The organism is Streptomyces canus (assembly GCF_041435015.1).
GTDB lineage: Bacteria > Actinomycetota > Actinomycetes > Streptomycetales > Streptomycetaceae > Streptomyces > Streptomyces canus_G.
Window position 1 is genome coordinate 2,035,331 of the sequence record NZ_CP107989.1, and the last position, 19,921, is coordinate 2,055,251.

At 69.0% G+C, this 19,921-nt stretch carries 20 protein-coding genes; 4 read left to right on the forward strand and 16 right to left on the reverse strand.

Translation table 11 applies throughout. The annotated features are described in order from the left end of the window. Entirely contained in the window at positions 1–1,092 is a 1,092-nt protein-coding gene (locus tag OG841_RS09220; RefSeq protein WP_371564405.1) for an enolase C-terminal domain-like protein, read from the forward strand. A 58-nt stretch (positions 1,093–1,150) separates the two neighbouring features. Here the strand turns inward: OG841_RS09220 and OG841_RS09225 are convergent, their stop codons facing one another. The 10 genes from OG841_RS09225 to OG841_RS09270 all read right to left on the reverse strand — a co-directional run bounded on the left by OG841_RS09225 (position 1,151) and on the right by OG841_RS09270 (position 11,823). After that, positions 1,151–2,158 carry an SDR family oxidoreductase gene (locus OG841_RS09225; RefSeq protein ID WP_371564407.1) on the reverse strand — a complete coding sequence of 336 codons (1,008 nt, stop codon included), beginning with the start codon at positions 2,156–2,158 and terminating at the stop codon, positions 1,151–1,153. Positions 2,159–2,190: 32 nt separating this feature from the next. After that, a complete protein-coding gene (locus OG841_RS09230; RefSeq protein WP_328641876.1) occupies positions 2,191–2,655 on the reverse strand; it encodes a phage holin family protein in 465 nt (154 codons plus the stop codon). A gap of 335 nt (positions 2,656–2,990) precedes the next feature. Then, positions 2,991–3,314 carry a 2Fe-2S iron-sulfur cluster-binding protein gene (locus tag OG841_RS09235; RefSeq protein ID WP_327722104.1) on the reverse strand — a complete coding sequence of 108 codons (324 nt, stop codon included), beginning with the start codon at positions 3,312–3,314 and terminating at the stop codon, positions 2,991–2,993. A 1-nt stretch (position 3,315) separates the two neighbouring features. Then, positions 3,316–4,557, reverse strand: coding sequence for an NAD(P)/FAD-dependent oxidoreductase (locus OG841_RS09240; protein WP_371564410.1), 1,242 nt, complete (start codon positions 4,555–4,557; stop codon positions 3,316–3,318). After that, complete coding sequence (locus tag OG841_RS09245) at positions 4,554–5,954, reverse strand: cytochrome P450 (protein ID WP_371564412.1); 1,401 nt, start codon at positions 5,952–5,954, stop codon at positions 4,554–4,556. Before OG841_RS09245 ends, OG841_RS09240 begins: the two co-directional genes overlap by 4 nt. Next, a complete protein-coding gene (locus OG841_RS09250; protein ID WP_328641873.1) occupies positions 5,890–7,233 on the reverse strand; it encodes a D-arabinono-1,4-lactone oxidase in 1,344 nt (447 codons plus the stop codon). The genes OG841_RS09245 and OG841_RS09250 overlap by 65 nt, the downstream gene beginning before the upstream one ends. A 46-nt stretch (positions 7,234–7,279) precedes the next feature. Next, positions 7,280–8,551: an MFS transporter gene (locus OG841_RS09255; RefSeq protein WP_371564415.1), complete on the reverse strand. Its 1,272-nt coding sequence runs from the start codon at positions 8,549–8,551 to the stop codon at positions 7,280–7,282. Between the two features lie 42 nt (positions 8,552–8,593). Next, on the reverse strand, positions 8,594–9,796 hold the full coding sequence (locus OG841_RS09260) for an amino acid deaminase/aldolase (RefSeq protein ID WP_328643702.1): 1,203 nt from the start codon (positions 9,794–9,796) through the stop codon (positions 8,594–8,596). Between the two features lie 112 nt (positions 9,797–9,908). Next, positions 9,909–10,775: an SDR family NAD(P)-dependent oxidoreductase gene (locus tag OG841_RS09265; protein WP_328641871.1), complete on the reverse strand. Its 867-nt coding sequence runs from the start codon at positions 10,773–10,775 to the stop codon at positions 9,909–9,911. Positions 10,776–10,851: 76 nt separating this feature from the next. Then, a complete protein-coding gene (locus OG841_RS09270; protein ID WP_266530350.1) occupies positions 10,852–11,823 on the reverse strand; it encodes an SMP-30/gluconolactonase/LRE family protein in 972 nt (323 codons plus the stop codon). Between the two features lie 143 nt (positions 11,824–11,966). Between OG841_RS09270 and OG841_RS09275 the strand changes: the two genes are divergently transcribed. Together OG841_RS09275 and OG841_RS09280 are read left to right on the forward strand one after the other, a co-directional pair. Beyond that, entirely contained in the window at positions 11,967–13,508 is a 1,542-nt protein-coding gene (locus OG841_RS09275) for an aldehyde dehydrogenase family protein (protein WP_371564418.1), read from the forward strand. A 40-nt stretch (positions 13,509–13,548) separates the two neighbouring features. Continuing rightward, on the forward strand, positions 13,549–14,355 hold the full coding sequence (locus tag OG841_RS09280; RefSeq protein ID WP_371564420.1) for a class II aldolase/adducin family protein: 807 nt from the start codon (positions 13,549–13,551) through the stop codon (positions 14,353–14,355). A gap of 140 nt (positions 14,356–14,495) precedes the next feature. Here the strand turns inward: OG841_RS09280 and OG841_RS09285 are convergent, their stop codons facing one another. The 5 genes from OG841_RS09285 to OG841_RS09305 all read right to left on the reverse strand — a co-directional run bounded on the left by OG841_RS09285 (position 14,496) and on the right by OG841_RS09305 (position 17,331). Further along, entirely contained in the window at positions 14,496–15,086 is a 591-nt protein-coding gene (locus OG841_RS09285; RefSeq protein ID WP_328641867.1) for a TetR/AcrR family transcriptional regulator, read from the reverse strand. 50 nt (positions 15,087–15,136) lie between these two features. After that, positions 15,137–15,265: a hypothetical protein gene (locus OG841_RS09290; RefSeq protein WP_328641866.1), complete on the reverse strand. Its 129-nt coding sequence runs from the start codon at positions 15,263–15,265 to the stop codon at positions 15,137–15,139. Between the two features lie 129 nt (positions 15,266–15,394). Further along, on the reverse strand, positions 15,395–15,658 hold the full coding sequence (locus OG841_RS09295) for a hypothetical protein (protein WP_328641865.1): 264 nt from the start codon (positions 15,656–15,658) through the stop codon (positions 15,395–15,397). A 201-nt stretch (positions 15,659–15,859) separates the two neighbouring features. Beyond that, on the reverse strand, positions 15,860–16,207 hold the full coding sequence (locus OG841_RS09300) for a helix-turn-helix domain-containing protein (RefSeq protein WP_328641864.1): 348 nt from the start codon (positions 16,205–16,207) through the stop codon (positions 15,860–15,862). Continuing rightward, entirely contained in the window at positions 16,204–17,331 is a 1,128-nt protein-coding gene (locus OG841_RS09305) for a tyrosine-type recombinase/integrase (protein WP_328643701.1), read from the reverse strand. Before OG841_RS09305 ends, OG841_RS09300 begins: the two co-directional genes overlap by 4 nt. A gap of 292 nt (positions 17,332–17,623) precedes the next feature. On the opposite strand from OG841_RS09305, the gene OG841_RS09310 reads away from it, so the two are divergent. Continuing rightward, positions 17,624–17,974, forward strand: coding sequence for a VOC family protein (locus OG841_RS09310; protein WP_328641863.1), 351 nt, complete (start codon positions 17,624–17,626; stop codon positions 17,972–17,974). Positions 17,975–17,991: 17 nt separating this feature from the next. Here OG841_RS09310 and OG841_RS09315 read toward each other — a convergent pair whose 3' ends face one another. Further along, positions 17,992–19,911: a DUF5107 domain-containing protein gene (locus OG841_RS09315; protein ID WP_371564424.1), complete on the reverse strand. Its 1,920-nt coding sequence runs from the start codon at positions 19,909–19,911 to the stop codon at positions 17,992–17,994. Positions 19,912–19,921 lie beyond the last annotated feature (10 nt).

The window sequence follows — 19,921 nt, forward strand, 5'->3', positions numbered from 1 at the left end:
ATGAAACTTCTCAAGCCGGTCGTCTCGGTGTACACGGTGCCGACCGACGCCCCCGAGGCCGACGGCACGCTGTCGTGGGACACCACGACCATGGTGATCGTCGAGGTGACGACGGGTGACGAGACCGGCACGGGCTGGACCTACGGCCCGGCCGCGGTCGGCGACTTCCTCACCGAGCACCTCGCCCCGCTGGTCGAGGGCCGCAGCGCGCTGGACATCCCGGCGCTGCACGAGGCGATGTGCCGTTCGGTCCGCAACGCGGGCCGCCCCGGCATCGCGGCCTGTGCGATCTCGGCCCTCGACATCGCCCTGTGGGACCTGAAGGCCCGCCTCCTGGAGCTCCCGCTGGCGCACCTGCTCGGCGTCGCCCGCGAACGCGTTCCCGTCTACGGCAGCGGCGGCTTCACGACGTACCACGACACGCATCTGGCCGCGCAGCTCAACGGCTGGGTGCACGGTCAGGGCATTCCCCGCGTCAAGCTGAAGATCGGCGAGAGCTGGGGGCACGCGGTCCACCGCGATCTGTCCCGGGTCCGGACGGCCCGCGAAGTCATCGGCCCGGACGCGGAGTTGCACGTCGACGCGAACGGCGCGTACACCCGCAAGCAGGCCATCCGGGTGGGCAACGCCCTGGTGGAGCACGGCGTCGGCTGGTTCGAGGAGCCGGTGTCCTCCGACGACCTGACCGGTCTGCGCCTGGTCCGCGACGCGCTGGTCTGCGATGTCACGGCCGGTGAGTACGGCTACGACCTCCCGTACTTCGCCCGCATGATCACGGCCGGCGCGGTCGACTGTCTCCAGGCGGACGTAACCCGCTGCGGCGGCATCACGGAGTTCCTCCGTGCGGCGGCCCTGGCCCAGTCCCACGGCCTGGAGATCTCCACCCACTGCGCCCCGCACGCGCACGCTGCGGCGGCCGCCGCGATCCCCAACATCCGGCACATCGAGTGGTTCCACGACCACGTCCGCATCGAGGACATGTTCTTCGCCGGGGCACTGGACCCGACGGGCGGCACGGTCCGCCCGGTGGCGGGTGTGGGACACGGCCTCACGCTGCGCACGGAGGAGGTGGAGGAGTACCGGGTGGCTTGAACCCCCACTGCTCTCACCGCACGACCAGCCTGCACCGCACGACCAGCCTGCGTCGGGTTCAGCCCCGACGCCGCAGCCCGACGGTCACCGCGGCGCCCAGCCCACCGGCCGCGGCGGCCACGAGCATGCGTCCCCGGTTCCTGGACAACCAGTCCTGCGGGCTGCTGGAGAGGGCCTCCTCGTCGAACCGCCCGTGCGCCCCGAAGTCCCGCCCGTGCGGCCCGTCCGCGGGCACCCACAGGTTCCAGGGACCACCGTGCTCCCCCTCTTCCTGCTGCGCCTCGACGTTGGTGCGGGCGAGGTAACGGTCCAGCACCCCCGGCGCGACCGCGTTGGCGATGAGCGTGGCCACCGTGGACCCGCCGACCCAGTACTCCCGCCGCCGCGCGTGGAAGGCCGCGTGCACGATCGCGCGAGCGGCGACCTCCGGCTGATACACCGGCGCCACAGGACGCGCCCGGCCCGGCATCCGGTTCAACACCCAGTCGAACTGGGGTGTGTTGAGGCCCGGCAGCTGCACCATCGTCGTACGGACACCGCTGCCCGTGTGCAGCAGCTCGCACCGCAGGGACTCGTTGAAGCCCTGGATGGCGTGCTTGGCCCCGCAGTACGCCGACTGCAGCGGAATACCCCGGTAGGCCAGCGCGGATCCCACCTGCACGACAGTCCCGCGGTCCCGCGGCAGCATGTGGTGGAGGGCGGCCCGGGTGCCGAACACATAGCCCAGGTACGTCACTTCGGTCACCCGGCGGAACTCGTCCGGCGTGATCTCGGTGAACGGCGCGAAGACCCCGGAGAAGGCGTTGTTGACCCAGACGTCGATGTGCCCGAAGGCGTCCACGACCTGCTGGGCCGCGTCGTCGACCGCCTTGGAGTCGGCCATGTCGACGCTCACGACGAGCGCCTCGCCGCCCGCCTGCTGCACGTCGTCGGCGGCGGCCGCGAGGCCCTCGCGCCCCCGGGCCAACAGGGCGACCCGGGCCCCGCGTTCGGCGAAGGCCCGGGCCGTGGCCCGTCCCACCCCGCCGCTGGCCCCGGTCACCACGACGACCTTGCCGCGCTTCACGCCCGTTCCTTCCGTGCGTCGCGCACCACGCGTCACGCCCGGTGGTGCGGCTGCTCGGGGTCGATGTCGTCCTGCCGCGGCGCCGCGGCCGGTTCCGGTGTGCCCGCTGCCTCGGGGGCGACGGGCGGCATGGGCGGATACGGCGTCCCGAGCCCGCTCGGCGGCGCGGCCGGCGTCTCCGCCCGCCCGGCCGTGGGCCGGGACGCGGCGGGCCTGGCGGCACCGCGCAGCACATACGCCACGGCCCCCAGGATCACGGCGGTGATCAGCGCGGCGGCCCAGTCGGGCAGCCCGAGAGCGAGGGCGAGTCCCACGGCAAGTGCCAGTGCCGCTCCCGCGTACAGCGCAACGGCACCGGAGGCGGCGTACAGCATGGCCGTACGGCGCTGCTTGCGCGTCTGCTCGCGCAGCTCGTCCCGTACGGTCTCGCGTGCCACCTGCGCCAGCTCGTCGACCAGATGCTTGTCCAGATGCTCCAGGTGATCCAAGCGCTCCATGGCCGCCGGGTACCCGCACAGGCGTGCGCATAACTCCAGGTTCGCCTGTGCGGAAGCGCACGTGTTCGCGGATTCTTGCAGGGGCCAACCGCTGAACCCGCGCGTTGTCCCCTGGTTGGGGACAGGAACGGGGACGGGTTCGTCCGTGCCTGCAGGGGATGAGGGCTCGTACGCGCCGGACTCTTCGGGGGCCGTGTCGTCTTTTTGCTCGCCCTGTGACTCTCGACTCTCCTGGTCGACGTCGGCGCGCCGCTCGTCGAGCCGCTTACTCAGCTCGGTGAGCCCGGCACCGAGCCTGCCCGAGCCACCCTGGCACTCGAGACATGACCCGTCCCTTAGAACTGAGTGTCAGGAATGTGTACTTCCATCCCGGCCATGTCGGCTGTCACAGGGATTTGGCAGGTGAGGCGGCTGTTGGAGGTGCGTGACGCCGGTACCCCCTCGAGGATCATCTCCTCGTTTTCGTCAGCCGGAGGGAGGAGCGGCAGGTGCTTTTCGTCGATGTAGGCGTGACAGGTTCCGCAGGAAGCGCAGCCGCCGCAGTCGCCGATGATGCCGGGCACGAGATGGTCGAGTGCCGCTTGCTTGAGGCTCTGGCCGACGATGGCCTCCACGGGGTGCGGTGTTCCGTCGGCCTCGATGAACTTGATCACTGGCACGTCAGGCACGCCTTTCTGCGGTGGATTGGTGTCGCTTCATCAGTTCGGACAGCGGGAGGTCTTCGGAGGCGGCTTCATCCCCGGTCATGGCGGCCCGCGCCGTGACGAGTTGCCGGGCGGCCGTGAAATCCCGCGGCCGGTTGACCGCGTGCAGGCCGGTGATGATGCCGTTGCGCAGATACACCACGCTGAAGGAGTTCGATGACGGGTCGCCGCGGACGACATCTGTGTCGCCGGTCTGCGGCAGGCCGGCCGTCTGGATCTTGTGGTCGTACTGATCGGACCAGAACCAGGGCGCCGTAAAACGCTCGGTCGGCTTTCCGCACAGGGTCCGGGCCGCGGTTCTGGCCTGGTCAGTGGCGTTCTGAACGGATTCGAGGCGTACGCTGCGGCCGAGGAAACCGTGCCACTGTCGCGTGCAGTCGCCCGCGGCGACGATGTCGGGGTCCTCGGTCCGGGCCACGGCGTCGACCAGGACACCGTCGTCGACGGCCAGTCCCGCGGTGGCGGCGAGGGTGTCGTTCGGAGCGATCCCCACGCCAGTCAGGATCAGGTCGGCTCTGACCACGGTGTCATCGCTGAGCTCCGCAAGGAGGGCTCCGTCGCGCCGGGCGACGCTGCGCACGGACACGCCTGTGCGCAGATCGACACCGTGACTGCGGTGCTCGCGTTCGACGAAGGCGGAGACGGCCGGTGGGCACGTCCGGGCCAGGACTCGCGGCTGGGCCTCTACGAGCGTCACCGCGATCCCCATGTCGGTCGCGGCGGCCGCCGTCTCCAGGCCGATGAATCCGCCACCGACGATCAGTAGGGTGCCACCGGACTGCAGTTCCTGCCGCAGCGCGATCGCGTCGTCGAGGTGATGCAGAGTCCTGCCTGGGACGTGGCCGGAGCCGAATCGGAGAGGACGCGGACTGCCACCGGTGGTGAGAGCCAGCTTGTCGTAGCGCAGCGTGCGCCCGTCGGCCAAGGCGACGGATCGTGTCCGGCGGTCAATCCCGACCGCGGCAGTGTCGAGTTCGACCTCGATGCCGGCGTTGGTGTAGGTGTCCAGGGCGCGAATCCGCAGTGCCACCTGATCGACTTTGCCGTGCAGGAACGCCTTGGACAGCGGCGGGCGCTGGTAGGGCAGGTGGGGTTCGGCTCCGACGAGCAGGATTCGGTCGCTGAAACCGTTCTGCCGCAGTGCCACGGCCAGTTCCGAGCCGGCCTGTCCCGCACCGACGATGACGACGGTCTTCACCGGTGCACCCGTCGGATGGTGACCGGCAACGCCGTCAGCTGCCGCATCATGGAGTGGGCCGCCCATTCGTGATCGTCCCCGACCAGTGCGATATCGACATCGGGCGCGGTCAGGGCGGTCACGGCGATCTCGGTGAGCATCCGGGCCACGTTCCTGCCTGGGCACAGATGGGCACCGCCGCCGAAGGTCGCGCCGTGCTGGATCTGCCGGGTCAGCCGGTAGCTGTCGGGGTCGTCGAAGACCTCGGGATCGCGATTGGCCGCGGCCCACATCATGAGGACCGGTGTGCCGGCGGGGACGGAGACGCCGTTGTACTCGACGTCCTGCAGCGTCAGTCGCTGACTGAGCATCAGCGGGGACTCCAGACGTGTGCCCTCGTAGAAGGCACTGGTGACCAACGCCGGGTCAGCACGGACCTGTTCCAGGGCCGTCCCGTCGCTCAGCATCCGGAAGACCACGTTCTCGATCGCCACACCGATCGTGTGGAAGCCGTCGAAGAAGTTCGAGGCCACCAACGAGCCGATGTCCTCCGGCTTGCCCTCCATGTCGATCGTGGTGAGTTCGGCCGCCATGTCGTCGAGAAGCGCGTTGCCTCCGTCCGACCAGGCCTTCCGAACGGCTTCTCCGACCACGTCCATGTACGTCGCCGCAGCAGAGAACAGGCGCTGCGACTGCTCGGGCGTGCGGGTGAGCAGGAACGTCAGGCTCATCTCCTCCATGAGGTGCTGGACGTGCGCCGCCTGGTCGCTGCTCAGCCCGAGTTGCTCGGCCCAGAAGCGGGTGACGAACCGCCCGGCGAACTCCCGGGAGAAGTCGGTCCGGTCGCGCCCGGCGCACTCCTCGACAAGTTCCTGTGCGAGGCGTGCGGCGGCGGGAGCGAAACGGAGGATGTTCCGGGGCAGCAGTTGCCGGACCAGGAGATTACGGTACGGCTGATGCAGCGGAGGGTTGGAGGTGAACACCTGGTTCCGCAGGAACCTGCCGTACCCTTCGGTCTGTTCGGGATCCGGTTTGGTCACGGGCCCGGAGCCGAGATCCGCTTCGGTGGCCATCCACAGGACGATGTCCGCGGGCACGTTGCCCAACGCCGGATTCGCCGCGAGCGTTCTGGCGTCTTTGTTACGGAGCACGACGAGACTGTTCATCGGGCCCCGGAGAAAGTCGGTTCCTTCTCGGCCCCGCAACTCCCATGCCGCTTTAACGAAGTTGCGTGAGAAATTGTCGAATGTGATGAAGTCCTCAATGGCGGGTAGATCTGCCACCGAAGTCAGCTGTGTGGAGGACATGGGTTTACCTACCACCTTTCGGTAATGAGCTGTGGACAGGGCCGGGTCAGTCGCCCAGGACTCGTCGAAGGTATGCGTTGCCGAAGCGCCGATCCGGATCGAGGCGGTCACGCAGTGCGGTGAATTCACCGAAGCGTGGATACGCCGCCGCGAAGTAGTCGGCGTCACGTGTGTGCAGCTTGCCCCAGTGCGGGCGTCCGCCGTGCGCGGTGAAGATGCGCTCCGCCGCGGCGAAGTACTCACGGAAGGGCATGCCCGGGTAGGTGTGGACGGCGATGTATCCGCTCTCACGGCCCGACGCCGTGGAGAGGGTGATGTCGTCCGCGGGTGCCGTACGCACTTCGACGGGAAAGCTGATCCGCAGATCCGAACGGTCAACCATGGCCTTCAACTCGCGCAGGGCGCCGATCAGTGCCTCGCGCGGGAGGGCGTACTCCATCTCGATCATCTTCACCCGGCGGGGGGATGTGAAGACCTTGTACGGGATGTCCGTGTAGGTGCGGGCGGAAAGAGCCCGGCTCGACACCCTCGCTATGGCCGGGACGGCGGCCGGCACGGCACGTCCAAGCGAGTTGGCTGCCTGGAAAACACCGTTGGAGAGAAACTCGTCCTCGAACCAGCCTCTGAACCGGCCCATCGGGGCGAGCGGACCTGTGCTGCGGTTGTTTCGCAGGGTGTTGCAGTTTCCGGTGTGCGGGAACCAGTAGAATTCGAAGTGATCGTTGGCCGCGTGGAGTTCGTCGTAGGTCGCGGTGACCGTGTCGAACGTCATCGGTTCGTCCTGCGCGGTGAGAAGGAACAGTGGTTCCACGGCGAACGTGATGGCACTGACAACCCCGAGCGCGCCCAGCCCGATGCGTGCAGCGGCGAACACGTCCGGGTTCTCCTTCTCGGAGCAGGTGAGCAACGAGCCGTCCGCCGTCACCAGTTCAAGGCCGCGTATCTGGGCCGCGATCGCTGCCGAGCTGCGGCCCGTGCCATGGGTGCCCGTACTGGTCGCGCCGGCGACGGTCTGCTCCATGATGTCGCCCATGTTGGTGAGTGACAGGCCTTCCCGGGCCAGGGCGACGTTCAGGTCCCTGAGGCGTGTGCCCGCTTCCACGGTCACGGTTCCGGCCTCCCGGTCGATGGCGCGAATGCCGGTCAGGCGGTCAGGCCGTATCAGCACGCCCTCGGTCGCGGCAGCGGCGGTGAACGAGTGGCCGCTGCCGACGGGCTTCACCGGCAGGCCGTCCTCGGCCGCCTCGCGCACAACGGCGCAGAGCTCATCGACCGAGGCGGGTGCGACGTCCCTCACTGGGCGGGCCGTGACGTTCCCGGCCCAGTTCCGCCACACACTCCTGTTCGCGCGGTTCTTGCCCGTGTGCGCGCTGTAGCGGGTCGTTGCCACGTCCTACTCCTCCTCGGTGAGCTGGGCGGTGGTGCCACGCGCGTATCTAGCGGACGGAACGGATGCGGTACACAAGGAGCGCTCCGACGGCGGCGGCCGCACCCACGAGCGCGAAGAGAAGCGGGTAGCCGTGTTGCGAACTGATGATCGCTCCGGCGATCAACGGGGCGATTGCCGGGGGAACGACCGAGCCGATGTTCATGATGCCGAGGTCCTTGGCCCGACTCTCGGCGTCGGGGAGTACTTGTGTGATCAGAGCCTGGTCGACGGCCATGTACGCACCGAAGCCGCCGCCCATGAGAGCGGATGCCACCATCATGACGGTGAGGCTCGGGGCGCTCGCCAGCAGGAAGCCGGAAGCAGCCTGGAGCAGCGCCGCCAGGGCGACGAAGATCCGTCGTCGGCCGAGGCGGTCGGACAGCACACCGGCGGCGGCGGTGGCCACAAGGCCGGCCAGGAGATAGAGAACGGTGCAGACCAGCAGGCTGCCGGCCGGATCGGTGACTTTGAGATCGTCGGTGAGGAAGTAGAGCGTGTAACACGTGCCCAGCGAGTTCGCCAGATTCACCAGGAGCCGTCCGCCGAAGGCCCAGGCGAATTCCCGGTTCCTGAGCGAGCTGCCCATCGATACGAGCAGTTCCCCGATGCTGAGCGGTGCCTCGGCGTTGAAGGCGATGTCGCGATGGGCGGCCAGGAACGGCACCAGGCAGACGATCAGCAGGACCGCGATGACGGCGAACCCGGACATGGGGGAGAGTCCGAAAGCCGACACGAGGGCGATGCCGACGACCACGCCGAGGGCCTGGGGACCGTAGATGGCGCTGGAGATCATGCCGCGTTGGTCTTCGGGAACGCGGTCGGCGATGATGGCGGTGAGCCCGGCGGTGGCTGCGCTGAGACCGATCATGCCGGCCGCCCACGCCACGACCACACCGGTCACGGTGGTCTGCGCGCCGGTGACGATCAGCCCGACGGCGAAGGCGACAGCGCCCGCCGTGAGCCAGAGTCTGCGCCGGCCGAAGCGGCTGCGGGAACGGTCGCACAGGGCGCCGCACAGGGGCAGGGCGACGAGTGCGACCAGCCCGGAGACACCGTTGACGATGGCGAAGTCGTAGACCTTAGAGGCCGGATCGATCGCTTCCAGCTGCTGGGGGAGCAGCAGCTGGAGGGGGACGAGGTTGGCCATCCAGAAGCCGAACCACACCAGACCGTACAGACTGGTCCAGCGGCGCGAGACGGGCGCGGCCGGTCCTTGGCCGGTGGCCGGGCCGAGGGGGCTTGCAAGGGCAGGAGCGGGTGAGTTGACGTCGGGGAGCATCGGGCCTCCGGCAGAAGGTGGGCCGCGGACAGAGGAAATGGGTCAGAGGAAGGCGTGCCCTTCACCCCGGTACGTGGGGGCCTGGCCGACGATTTCGCTGCCGGACACCAGGTGGAGGGTGTTCACCCGCTCGCACAGTTCGCCGGCTTTGGCGTGCCGGAACCACACGTGGTCGCCGAGGCGCAGCCCGTGAGCTGCCGGACCGAGCACCGGTGTCTGCACTTCCCCCGCTCCTTCCAGCGGATTCATCCGCAGGCCCCGGGGCCAGCTGAGACTGGGCAGGCGGTCGCGGCCGGGCGGGCCGGAGGCGACCCAACCGCCCCCGAGTACGGTGGCGATCTCGTCCGTGGGACGGCGTACGACCGACATGACGAAGTAGGCGGCGGGCCGGGGACGGAAGCGTCGGTAGAAGTCGAACAACCCCGGTCCGTACAGGCCCGAACCCGCGCCGATCTCGGTGATGACGTGCTCGGCCGAGGTCTGCTCCACGGAGCCGGTGCCGCCGCCGTTGACGAACTCCAGCGGGGCGACGGTCTCGACTGCGGCGATCGCGGCGGCGCGCCGGTCGGCCAGTTCACGTGCCGACAGACGCTGCATGGCACGGAGTGCAGCGCGCTTGAGAGGGGATCCGGGCTGGTTGTCACCCATGCCGGCGATCTGTCCTTCGTAGGACATGACCCCGGCCAGGTGGAACCCCTGACGGCTCTGGATCGCCCGGGCAAGCGTGACGGCCTGGTGCGGGGTGTGCACGGGAGAGCGGTAGGGGCCCAGGTGGATGCGCCCGCCGGCCAGTTCCAGGGAGGCGTCCAGATCGATGCACAGCCGCAGAGGGGGGCGGGCGGCACCGATGGCCTCGTCGATGAAGTCCAGCTGGGCGACGGAGTCGATCATGAGGGTGATGCGTGAGGCCGCCCGCTCGTCCTTGGCCAGCTGCTGCAACGCGGTGCGGTCCGCGGTCGGGTAGCCGATGACCACGTCCTCGTGGTCCTCGGCCAGCCACAGGGCTTCGGGCAGGGTAAAGGCGAGAATGCCCCGGTAGCCCTGGCGCCGGAGGACGCGCTGGATCAGGTCGCGGCTGCGGACCGACTTGCTGGCCAGGCGGATCGTGGCGCGGCCGCCCGCGCGGTGCACCAGATCGCCGGCGTTGGCGTCGAAGGCATCGAGGTCCACCACGGCGAACGGCGGATCCAAGTGCTGGGTGGCCCACTCCAGTTGGGCCATCCGGACCTCGCTGAATCCGGCCATGGCGGAGGCGGCCGATTTCACGTCCGGCCAGGACGCCACATGTGCGCTCACATCCGCACCCTTTCTCGGTAGTTCAGTGGACCGGCCCGGTAAGCGGCGGCCGGGAACCGCGTCAGATGGTCGAGCGGTCCGAAGGCCGCGCCGCATCGGACCGGCGGCGGCCGCTGGGGGCGATGATCCGCTCTCGTTGCTTTCTTCCCTTGGCCTCGGCGAGCGGGATCACCCATCGCATCAGGCGGGGGAAGACGCCGGCGATCCGCTGGACGCGTCCGCCCAGGGGAGGGAACACGACCTCGACCGGCTTGGAGACGATCGCGTCGACGACGGTCTTGGCGATCTCCTCCGGTGCGTAGGACTTCTCGGCGAAGGAGATGGCGCAAGCGGGGTCGGCCAGTTCCTGCTCAAGCATGTCCGTGCGCGTGGACGGAGGATGAATGATCGTGAAGTCCAGTGGCCCGTCGCGTTCCTCCAGGGCCACGCTGTGATGGAAGGCCCGCAGCCCGTGCTTCGAGCCGCAGTACGTCGCGTATCCGGGCAGCGGGAGGAACGACGTCATGCTGCAGACGGTGATGATGTGGCCGCGGCCCTGCACGGTCATCCGCTCGATCGCCGTGCAGGTGCCGGTGATGGCGCCGAGCAGGTTGACCTCCAGGATGTTGCGGTGCTGTTGGGGGCCGAGGTCACTTGCGTGACCGGTGTGGGTGATGCCGGCGTTGTTGACCAGCACGTCGACGGCTCCGAACGCGGCCTCCGTTGCTTCGAAGGCCTTGACCCAAGCCGCCGGATTCCGGATGTCCAGGACACAGCCGGCGGCCCGGCTGCCCAGACTGAGCGCCCTGGCCCGTACCGCCTGCTCGTTGACATCGGACAGCATCACGCGGTGACCGCGTGCGACCGCCGACTGCGCGATCGCGGCCCCGATGCCGGAGGCTGCGCCGGTGACGAGAAGGACCCGGCTGTTTTCAGACACTTCGCTCATGACCAACAGAGTCTCCTGGTCGTATGTCCAAGTCAACTGTCCGACACGAGATTGTCCTCGGTTGTTACTCGGGGATTCACAGCCGGAGCATCTCGATGCGGCCACCGTTCAGCTCTGCGGCACGGACGGGATCGTCGGTCGGCACGGTCGCGGCGAACAGGGTGCGCCCGTCTTGACCTGCGACCAGGCAGCTCAGGGTGTTCTGGCTCGTCGTGACCCGGTCGAGGACGCGGCCGCCCTCGGCCACGTGCACGCATTCGCCGCGCAGTGCGTTCGCGATCCACATCGTCTCGCCGTCGCTGTGCCAGGCGATGCCGTCGGGGGCGATCGGTGAGGCGGAGCGCTTGGCGATGGCCGGGTGGTCCAAGAGTGCCGAGATCCTGCGGGTGATCCGGCCGAGAAGCCCCGGATGGTTCACCGCATGCCACAGGAACGGTGAGATCAGCGGGGCCCAGGGGCGCGGCTCCCCGAGTGTGCCGTCGGGGAGCACGGGGAAGGCGGTGAGCCGCATGGCCAGGGTTTCGGCCGCCACCATGGTGGTGCCGTCGGCCGTCAGGACGCATCCGTTGGGGAAGAGCACCGGCTCGGTCACCCCGAGCAGGGTCCCGTCCGCAGCCAGGCACGCGATCGGCGCCTTCGTCGGGCCGGGCGGCGCGTAGAGCATGGCGTTCGCGTGCTCGCGGGCGAACGCGTGGTAGTCAAAGCCGAAGTTGCCCACGTATGCACGCCCGTGCGGGTCGACGAGCATGTCGTTGACCGGGCCGCCGACAAGGTGCCGCAGATCCGCGTGCTCGACGAGCTCGCCGTCCGCTTCCAGTCGGTACACGACGCCTCCGTCCATGGAGGCGACGAGCATGCGCCCGTCCGGAAGCCAGCCGAGTCCGCCGGCCCGGCCGGGAACCTTGAGGACCGTCTCGGCCTCTCCCGTGCCGTCCCAGCGGTGCACCGTGCCGTGTGCCAGGTCGGAGAACCACAGGGCTCCCTGATGCCAGCGCAGTGACTCGGGAACGCCGAAGCCGCTCAACGCGAGTGATGTCGTCCGTTTCATTCCAGCCGCTCCTTGGTGACGGGCCTTGGGCGTGGTGTCTCTGCCGCACAACAAGTTGGTCATCTGTACAAGACACTTGACTTGTACGGGTGACCGTCTCATTCTGGGCAAACCGAAGTCAACGTTCCGGCAGGAGTTTTTCCGTGGCTCAGACTCGATCGCTCACGCCCGACGGCGCCCGGGCGGACGCACACATCGCAGTGGACAACCCGGCCACCGGAGCAGTGGTCGGCCATGCCGCAGACGCGTCGGCGCAGGAGGTGGCGCAAGCGGTCGCACGAGCCCGACAGGCACAGCCGGGCTGGGCTGAACTGAGCGCCCGAAGCCGTGCGGAATTCTTCACGCGTGGTCGCCAGTGGCTGCTGACTCACCGGCAGGAGATCATCGACTCCATCGTCGCGGAGAACGGCAAGACCGAAGAGGACGCGATCGTCGAGATCGTCTACTGCGTCAGCGCCTTCGCCTACTGGGCCAAGCGAGCACGGCACCACCTCGCCGACACGAAGATCCGCTCGCTCTCGCCGTTCGTACTCGGCCGCAGCATGTACACCCGGCGGGTCCCCCTCGGTGTCGTCGGAGTCATCGGCCCCTGGAACAACCCGTTGATCAACTCCTTCGGTGACGCCATCCCCGCCCTGGCCGCCGGCAACGCCGTCGTCCTCAAACCCTCGGAGTACACACCGCTGACCGCGCTGCTCATGGAGAAGATGACCCGTGAGTGCGGCTGGCCCAAGGACGTCTTCCAGGTCGTGACCGGCGCCGGCGCCACCGGCCAGGCCCTGGTCGACACCGCCGACTTCGTGATGTTCACCGGATCCACGAAGACCGGCCGGGCCGTCGCCGCGCGGGCGGGCGAGCGGCTCGTCCCGTGCTCACTCGAACTCGGCGGCAAGGACGCTCTGATCGTGCTGGCCGATGCCTCGCTGGAGCGGGCGGTGAACGTCACCCTGCACGGTGCTCTGTGCAACGGGGGGCAGATGTGCACCTCGGTGGAGCGCGTCTACGTCGAGGAGCCGGTGTACGACGCGTTCGTCGCCAGGCTGCGCCAGCGGTTCGAGGAGGTCACCTCCGGCAGGCCGGCAGGGCTGGGCAGCACCGATGTGGGCGCCATGACCTTCCCGCCTCAGATGTCGATCGTCGAGGACCACGTCAAGGACGCCGTGAGCCGAGGAGCGCGCGTCCTCGTGGGGGGCCACGCCGCCCCCGGCCCGGGCCGGTTCTTCGAACCAACGCTGCTCGTCGACGTCGACCACACCATGAAATGCATGCGTGAGGAGACCTTCGGACCCACGCTGCCCGTGATGAAGGTCGCAAGTGCCGAGGAGGCCGTCCGGCTCGTCAACGACAGCACCTACGGCCTGCAGGCCTCCATCATCAGCTCGAACATGAAGCGTGCCCGACACCTCGCGGAGCGTCTCGAGGCAGGCTGCGTCACCATCAACGACGCCCAGACCAACTACATGGCCTTCGGCCTGCCCATGGGCGGCTGGAAGGAGTCGGGCCTCGGCGTACGGCACGGCGCCGAAGGAATCCGCAAGTACACCAGGCTCCAGGCCGTCAGCGTGAACCGCTTCCCGACCCGCCGCGACCTTCACATGATCCCGTTCGACCCCTCGGCCTACCGGTCCATCCTGCGCCTGGTGGACCTCATGTACGGCAACCGCCTGCGCCGCCGGAGCAAGTAACCGCGCCACCGCCCACCAGATCACGAAAGGCCAGATCCCGATGACCACGACACCCGCCGCCCCGCACATGTCCGTCGGCGCCATGCCCGAGGGCGTCACCCTGCCGCTGCCCCAGCAGAACCTGAGCACCGAGGAGGAGCGTCAGGTCCGCAAGCAGGAACTCGCGGCCGCCTTCCGCCTGTTCGCTCGCTTCGGCTTCTCCGAGGGCGTGGCCGGACACATCACGGCCCGCGATCCGGAGAACCCCTCGGCCTTCTGGGTCAACCCCTTCGGGATGTCGTTCAGCCAGATCCGCGTCTCCGACCTGATCCTCGTCGACCATGACGGCAAGCTCCTGGAGGGCAAGCGCCCGGTCAACAACGCTGCGTTCTGTATCCACTCCGAGGTGCACCGGGCCAGGCCGGATGCGGTCGCGGCCGCACACACCCACTCCCTGCACGGCAAGGCCTTCTCCAGCCTCGGCGTCCCGCTCGAGCCGATCACCCAGGACGCCTGTGCCTTCTTCGAGGACCACGGCATCTACTCCGACTACCGCGGAGTGGTGAACGACACCGAGGAAGGCCGACGGATCGGTGTGGCGCTGGGCAAGGGAAAGGCCGTCGTTCTGCAGAACCACGGGCTGCTCACGGTCGGGGCCTCCGTCGCCGAGGCGGCCTGGTACTTCATCACCATGGAACGCTCCTGCCAGGCGCAGCTGCTGGCCATGGCCGCGGGTGAACCGAAGCTCATCGATGCGGAAACGGCGCGGATGGTGAGGGACCAGATCTCCGGCCCCCTCCCGGGCTGGTTCCAGTTCCGCCCCCTGTGGGACCAGATCACCGCGGAACAGCCCGACCTGTTCGACTGACATGACGCGCTGATCCCGGGAAGCCAAGTCGGGTGGGTGCGACGGCCACGGCCGCCGCACCCACCCGACTTCTTGGTGCGGCCGCCATCCGATGAGGAGGCGGCCAGCGTCGATGAGCGTGCGCTCACCGGCGACTCACCTCACGCCTCCTTGGCGGCGAGGCTCACGAGGTGCTCGCCGGTCAGGCGGAGCACCTCACGGGTGTTCTCGCTGTTACGGTCTGCCAGCCAGCACAGCGTGACACCGTCCAGCACCGCGTTGAGGTAGCGGGCCAGAACGGGAAGGGGCACCGTCCACTTGATGCCCGCGCTCTCGGCAGCTTCAGCCAGGAGCTGCTCATGGACTTCCAGGTAATGCTCGTACTGCCGGCGGGCCAGATCCTCAAAGCCCTCCTGGCGCAACGCGTAATGGGCGAGTTCGTACCCCACCTGATGCTCTCCCGGGCTGAGCTCAACTCCCTCCCAGAAGGCGTAGAGGCTCCTGGCGATGCGTGCGCCGAGGTCGCCCTCTCCCTCGAACACGTTCCGGGCCTTGGCCACGCCGCTGTCCGTGATACGGGTGATGACTTCCTGGAGGAGTTCCTCACGTGAGTTGAAGCAGTAGTGGAAAACGCCCAGCGGCATCTTCGCCTCGTTGACGACAGCGCGTGTCGTGGTCTTGACGACTCCGTCGCGGACCATGACGCGGAACGCCGCGGCGATGAGTTCTTCCCGTCGATCCTTCGCTGCCATGCGAGACATTCGGTCCACCGTTTCATCAAGAGTGAAATGCTCACTCCATGCTAACCGGCGTCTTGGACGATCGACCAACTGTGATTTCGGTCGTCGGAGTCGATGGCGTACATCTCGTCCGTGGGCTTCAGGCAGTAGCCGGTGTGGGCCTGGTCATCGATGTCGATGCCCTCGTCCACGAGCCCACGAAGTACTCGTCCTTGCTGATGCCGATGCGGTGGCCATCAGCTCCGTGGAGTAGCAGTCCTTGCCGGAGATGTCCGGGTAGCCGTCGGGCCGGGGCCCTGGAGTGGGCCCGGCGGTGGGCGTCAGGGATGGTGGTGCTGGTCGAGGGCGCGGCGGGCGAGGTCGTAGGCCATGCCGAGGGCGGCAAGTGCTACGCAGGGCCATACGTAGGTGGGCTCGACGTCGCCCGTGACGAAGGAGATGAGGAGTCCCGTGCCGCCGCCGGTGGTGGCGATGCCGGGCAGGGATGTCGTACCGGGCCCGCCGACCATCAGCTGGACCGGCCGTGGCCGCGCCTCCTCCAGGCCCAGAGCCCACTCGGCGTTCTCCTGGGCCCGGATAGCCATGAGGCACGGCTTGCACAGCCCATCCGTGTTGAGGTGTGCCTCGTGGGCGGCACCGCGGGCACACCCCGAGCTCGGGGTACTTCCTCACCCAGGGCCGGCACCCGTCGCACACTCGGTACCAGTGCACCACCAGCCACCCCAGGCACACCGGGCAGCTCCGCGCCAGCCCCTCCCCACGCCCCACCGCCACCGTCCAGCCCCTCAGCTCGGCGGGAGCGAGCGTGGACCGGCACCACGACGGCCGCGAGGCACCGGCCGCACCGGGCCCGCCGACGGCTGTTCCTCGGCGCCGACGGCCCGTTGGCCGACCTCCGGCGCGGCCTGGCCCGCCGCGAGCGGCTCAGCCTGGAGCAGGTCGGCGACCGTGCAGTTCAGTGCGGCGCACATCTTGTCCAGGTCATAGAGGCGCACCGTGACCGGCGTACCGCTCCATAGTGCGGCCACCTTGCTCAGCGACGGGTTGAACCCGACCTGCTGAAAAGCGGCGAGCACCTCGGTCGGCCGCCACAGGTCCCGCTGGGCGGCCACCATCCGCAGATTCCATTTCACCGAAGGTTCCCCTTGTCCATCACCAGTCGCCGGGCCGCCCGGGAGCTGGCTGTCAGATTCGCGAGCTCCGGGTCAGCGTGTGCAGTCGCCATGTACCGAAGAGTCGTAGTTGCCCAGTCGCGTCCGAGGACCTTCTGGACCTCCCAAAGTGTCATCCCGCGCTCGTAGTTGTGGGTCGCGCAGGCATGCCGCAGCAGATGCGGAACCAGGTCAGTGACCGGTCCCGTCAGGTACTGCGCGGCCGCGGTGTGCAACGCCTTCCGGAATGTCGAAGGCACGATCGCCGGTGCGATCGGCACGTTCAATTCCGCGATCGCCTTCGACTTGCGCTCCGAAGGCCACAGCGGCGCCCGCGGATGCTCAGCGTCGTCGCCGAACTCGCCCCGGATCTCTTCGATATACCACCACAGCAGGGCACGGCCCTCCTGAAACAGGTACGCCTCCCTCGGACGAGGACCGGAGCCCCGGGCGCCCTTACCCAGGACAACGAACCGGCCCCACTGGCCGTGCTCCCAGTGGATGTCGCCCAGGCATACCCCGCACAGCTCCGACGCCCGGACACCCGAGAGGTAGGCGACCTTCGTCATCACGTAGTCGCGGCAGGCGACCGCGTACTTCCGCGCGTTCGGCAGGTCCTCGCGCCACCGGCCGAAAGAGTCCTTCACCGCAGTCTGGGAGGGCGGGATGCGCAGCCCGAAGTCCCCTCGGTGACGCGGGCGGTTGAACGGGTCGATCGGCGACTCGACGGAAGCGCCGAAGCGGCGCATGATCTCGCCGGCATAGCGCTGCTCCAGGAACGCGAAGTACGCGTCGAGCTTGTTGATCTTGCCACGCAGGGTCGACTGGGCCCGCTTGCCCGGTCCGGCGAAGTACCGGTCGACCTCGCGGGAGGTCAGCTGCCATGGAACAGTGCCGTAGAACTCGCAGACCTCGATCACCGGCTTGATCAGCCCGTCCAGCGTCGTGGGCGCCAGACCGGCCGCGTCGCGCGCCCACTGGTATTCGGACAGCGTGTCGAGGAAGAAGCTCTCCTCGTCGTGCACCGAGATCCGTGCCTGGCGCCGCCGTTGGAGCGTGACCACGTCCGCGAGCCCGGTCTCCACCGATACGTCGGCCGGGTCCATCACGGCCGCCGGATCCGGAGTTGGGCGCACGAGGGTCAGCACGCGACTTTCAGAATCTGACACGAGAACGCATATTACTGCGATCACTCGCAGATTTTGCGAGTTACTGCAGAGATCTCACATGAGCGATCCAGGGCGTACAGCACCGTCATTGACCTGTTGAGATGCGCGTTCCCAGGTTGTGAGCGCTCCAACGGAACCCGCGCGTACTCCACTAGTGAGGGCGGTCGGGTCGGGAGGGATCGCGTGAAACGATCTCCGCGGCCAGGCCGCCGCAATTAGGCTCGTCCGCATGGACATTCTGGGAACCACGCTGCGTGTCTGTGTCGATGACCTGGAGGCCGCGGTCGTCTTCTACGAACGGCTGGCGGGCGCCAAGGCTCTCCGTTTCGAGCGCGGCGGCGTCCAGGTGGCCGCGGTGGGCTGCTTCCTGCTGATGAGCGGCCCCGAGGCCGAGCTGGAGGTGCTGCGCAAGGTCGCGGCGACCATCGCGGTGAAGGACGTCGACGAGGCCCACCGGCTGCTCAGCGAGCTGGGCGCCCGCGTCATCGCCGGCCCCGTGCCGACGCCGGTGGGCCGCAATCTGATCGCGATGCATCCGGACGGCGTGGTGTACGAGTACGTGGACCGCAACGTCGGCTAGAGGGACGGCCGGCCTCCCTATGTCTCGGGCCGCATCCGGAAGTCGTGGAACGGCGGCAGCGGTTCGTCGCTGACCCGGCTCCACAGGTCACTGATCGCCTCGGCACCCTCCCGCAGATCGGCGACCTCGAAGCCCTCCTCGAAGACGGCCCGCGCCACCTCGGGCCGCCCCTCGGCGAGCAGCAGTCCGGCTTCGATCAGCCGGAACCGGCCGCGCGCCCGGATCCCCGGATACAGCCGCTCCCACACGGAACGCGCCTCGGCCGTACGCCGTGCCGCGAGCAGCGCCTCGATCGCCTCGCGGCCCAGCGCGGCGGTGGCCGCCGTCCACGACTCGCCGTCGTCGCGCCGCTCGTGGCACAGGTCGTCGAAGGCGTCGGCGTACCGGTCGGCGGCCCGCTCCCGGTTGCCGGTCTCCACGTCGGCGACGGCGAGACAGCGCAGCAACGGCCAGACGGAGGGGGCCAGTTCGAGCCCCCGCTCCCAACTGCGCACCGCCTGGGCCCGGTCACCGGCGTGCCACTGGGCCACGCCCAGGTGGTACTCGGTGAGCGGGGTGGCGGGCGCGGTCTCCAGCATGTCCCGCCAGTGCTGCGCGACCAGCGTCTCGCCGGGCGGCCGTACCCGGCGCGGTTCGGGCAGGGCCCCGGCCCGCAGCAGCTCCAGCCAGGGCGCCTGGGCCTCGCCGAGGGTGCTCTCCTCGAAGGGTGTGCCGGGCAACTTCCAGTCGGCGCGCAGCACTTCGAGGGCACCCCAGCCCGAACCGACGGCGAGGATCTCGCCGGGTTCGGTGTCGGCGTAGGGCTTCCAGGCGGCGTAGGCCTCGTCGACGGCGGCACGCGGCAGTACGGCCTCCAGGCGCGCCTCCGCCTCGGCCGGCACCGGCGGCGCGCTGAGCGGCCCGTAGGCCTCCAGCCACGCCACCTCGCTCACCACGTCCAGCGGTACGTGCTCCACCTGGGTGCGGGCGAGCCCGGCCTGGATCTCGCAGTAGCCTCCGGTGCCGGGCTCGGTCAGCCACTCCTGCCATCGCCGACCGCCGCTGCCGGTCCCCCACACGAACAGCTTGCGGCCCCGCAGGACGTCCGTGGACGTCTGCACCAGCCCGTGCCCCTCGGAGTCGAGGGCGGCGATCCAGCGGCGCTGCGCGTCGGGCAGGTCGTAGAAGTAGTCGGCGGCATGAGAGCTGCCCAGCGGGTCCGGCGGGACGGGAACCCGGCTCAGGTGCCGCTCATGTCCGAAGTGCCAGGCCTCCTCGGCCGGGGCGAGCACCCTGCGCTCCTCGGGCACGGCGATGTTCGACCACCAGTAGCCCGGCACCGGCCGCTCGTGCGGATTGCGGATCCGCACCCCGACGTACAGGAAGTCCGATGCCTCCGGCAGCCACAGGTCCACCTGGAAGGGCAGGTCGCGCAGCCGTTCCCACTCCCACAGGCGGAGCATCTCGCCGTCGTCGGGGGCGGGCACGCGGGCGGCGTGCAGGGGGGCGCAGGAGAGGGTGGTGTGACCGGTGGCGCCGATGTTCCACTCGATGCCGCCGGAGAACCAGGCGCCGTTCAGCGCGAAGTTCGCGGGCTGGAACACCGGGTTGCGGTAAAGGAGTTCACGCCCGGTCGGCTTGTGGAAGAGGGAGGCGACCCGGCCGCCGAGACCGGGGAGCACGGTGGCCCTGAGCCGGTCGTTCTCGATCACGATCGTCTCGAACTCGCGGGGTGCGCGCTCTCTGCCGTAGCCGTCCCGGACGCGGACGGGCAGCAGGCTGTGCAGCGGCCCGTAACCCGCCTGCCGGGCCATGTCCCGGGGCAGGTCCTCCCGGTCCCGTATGTCGATGCGATGGACCTCGTGGAGGAGCCGCAGCGGGGGCAGGGGGTTGTCCGGGCCCAGCGGTGCGGCGGGCAGGGTGAGTACGTCTCGCCGGATCGTCGTCACGATCACCATGGAAACGGCT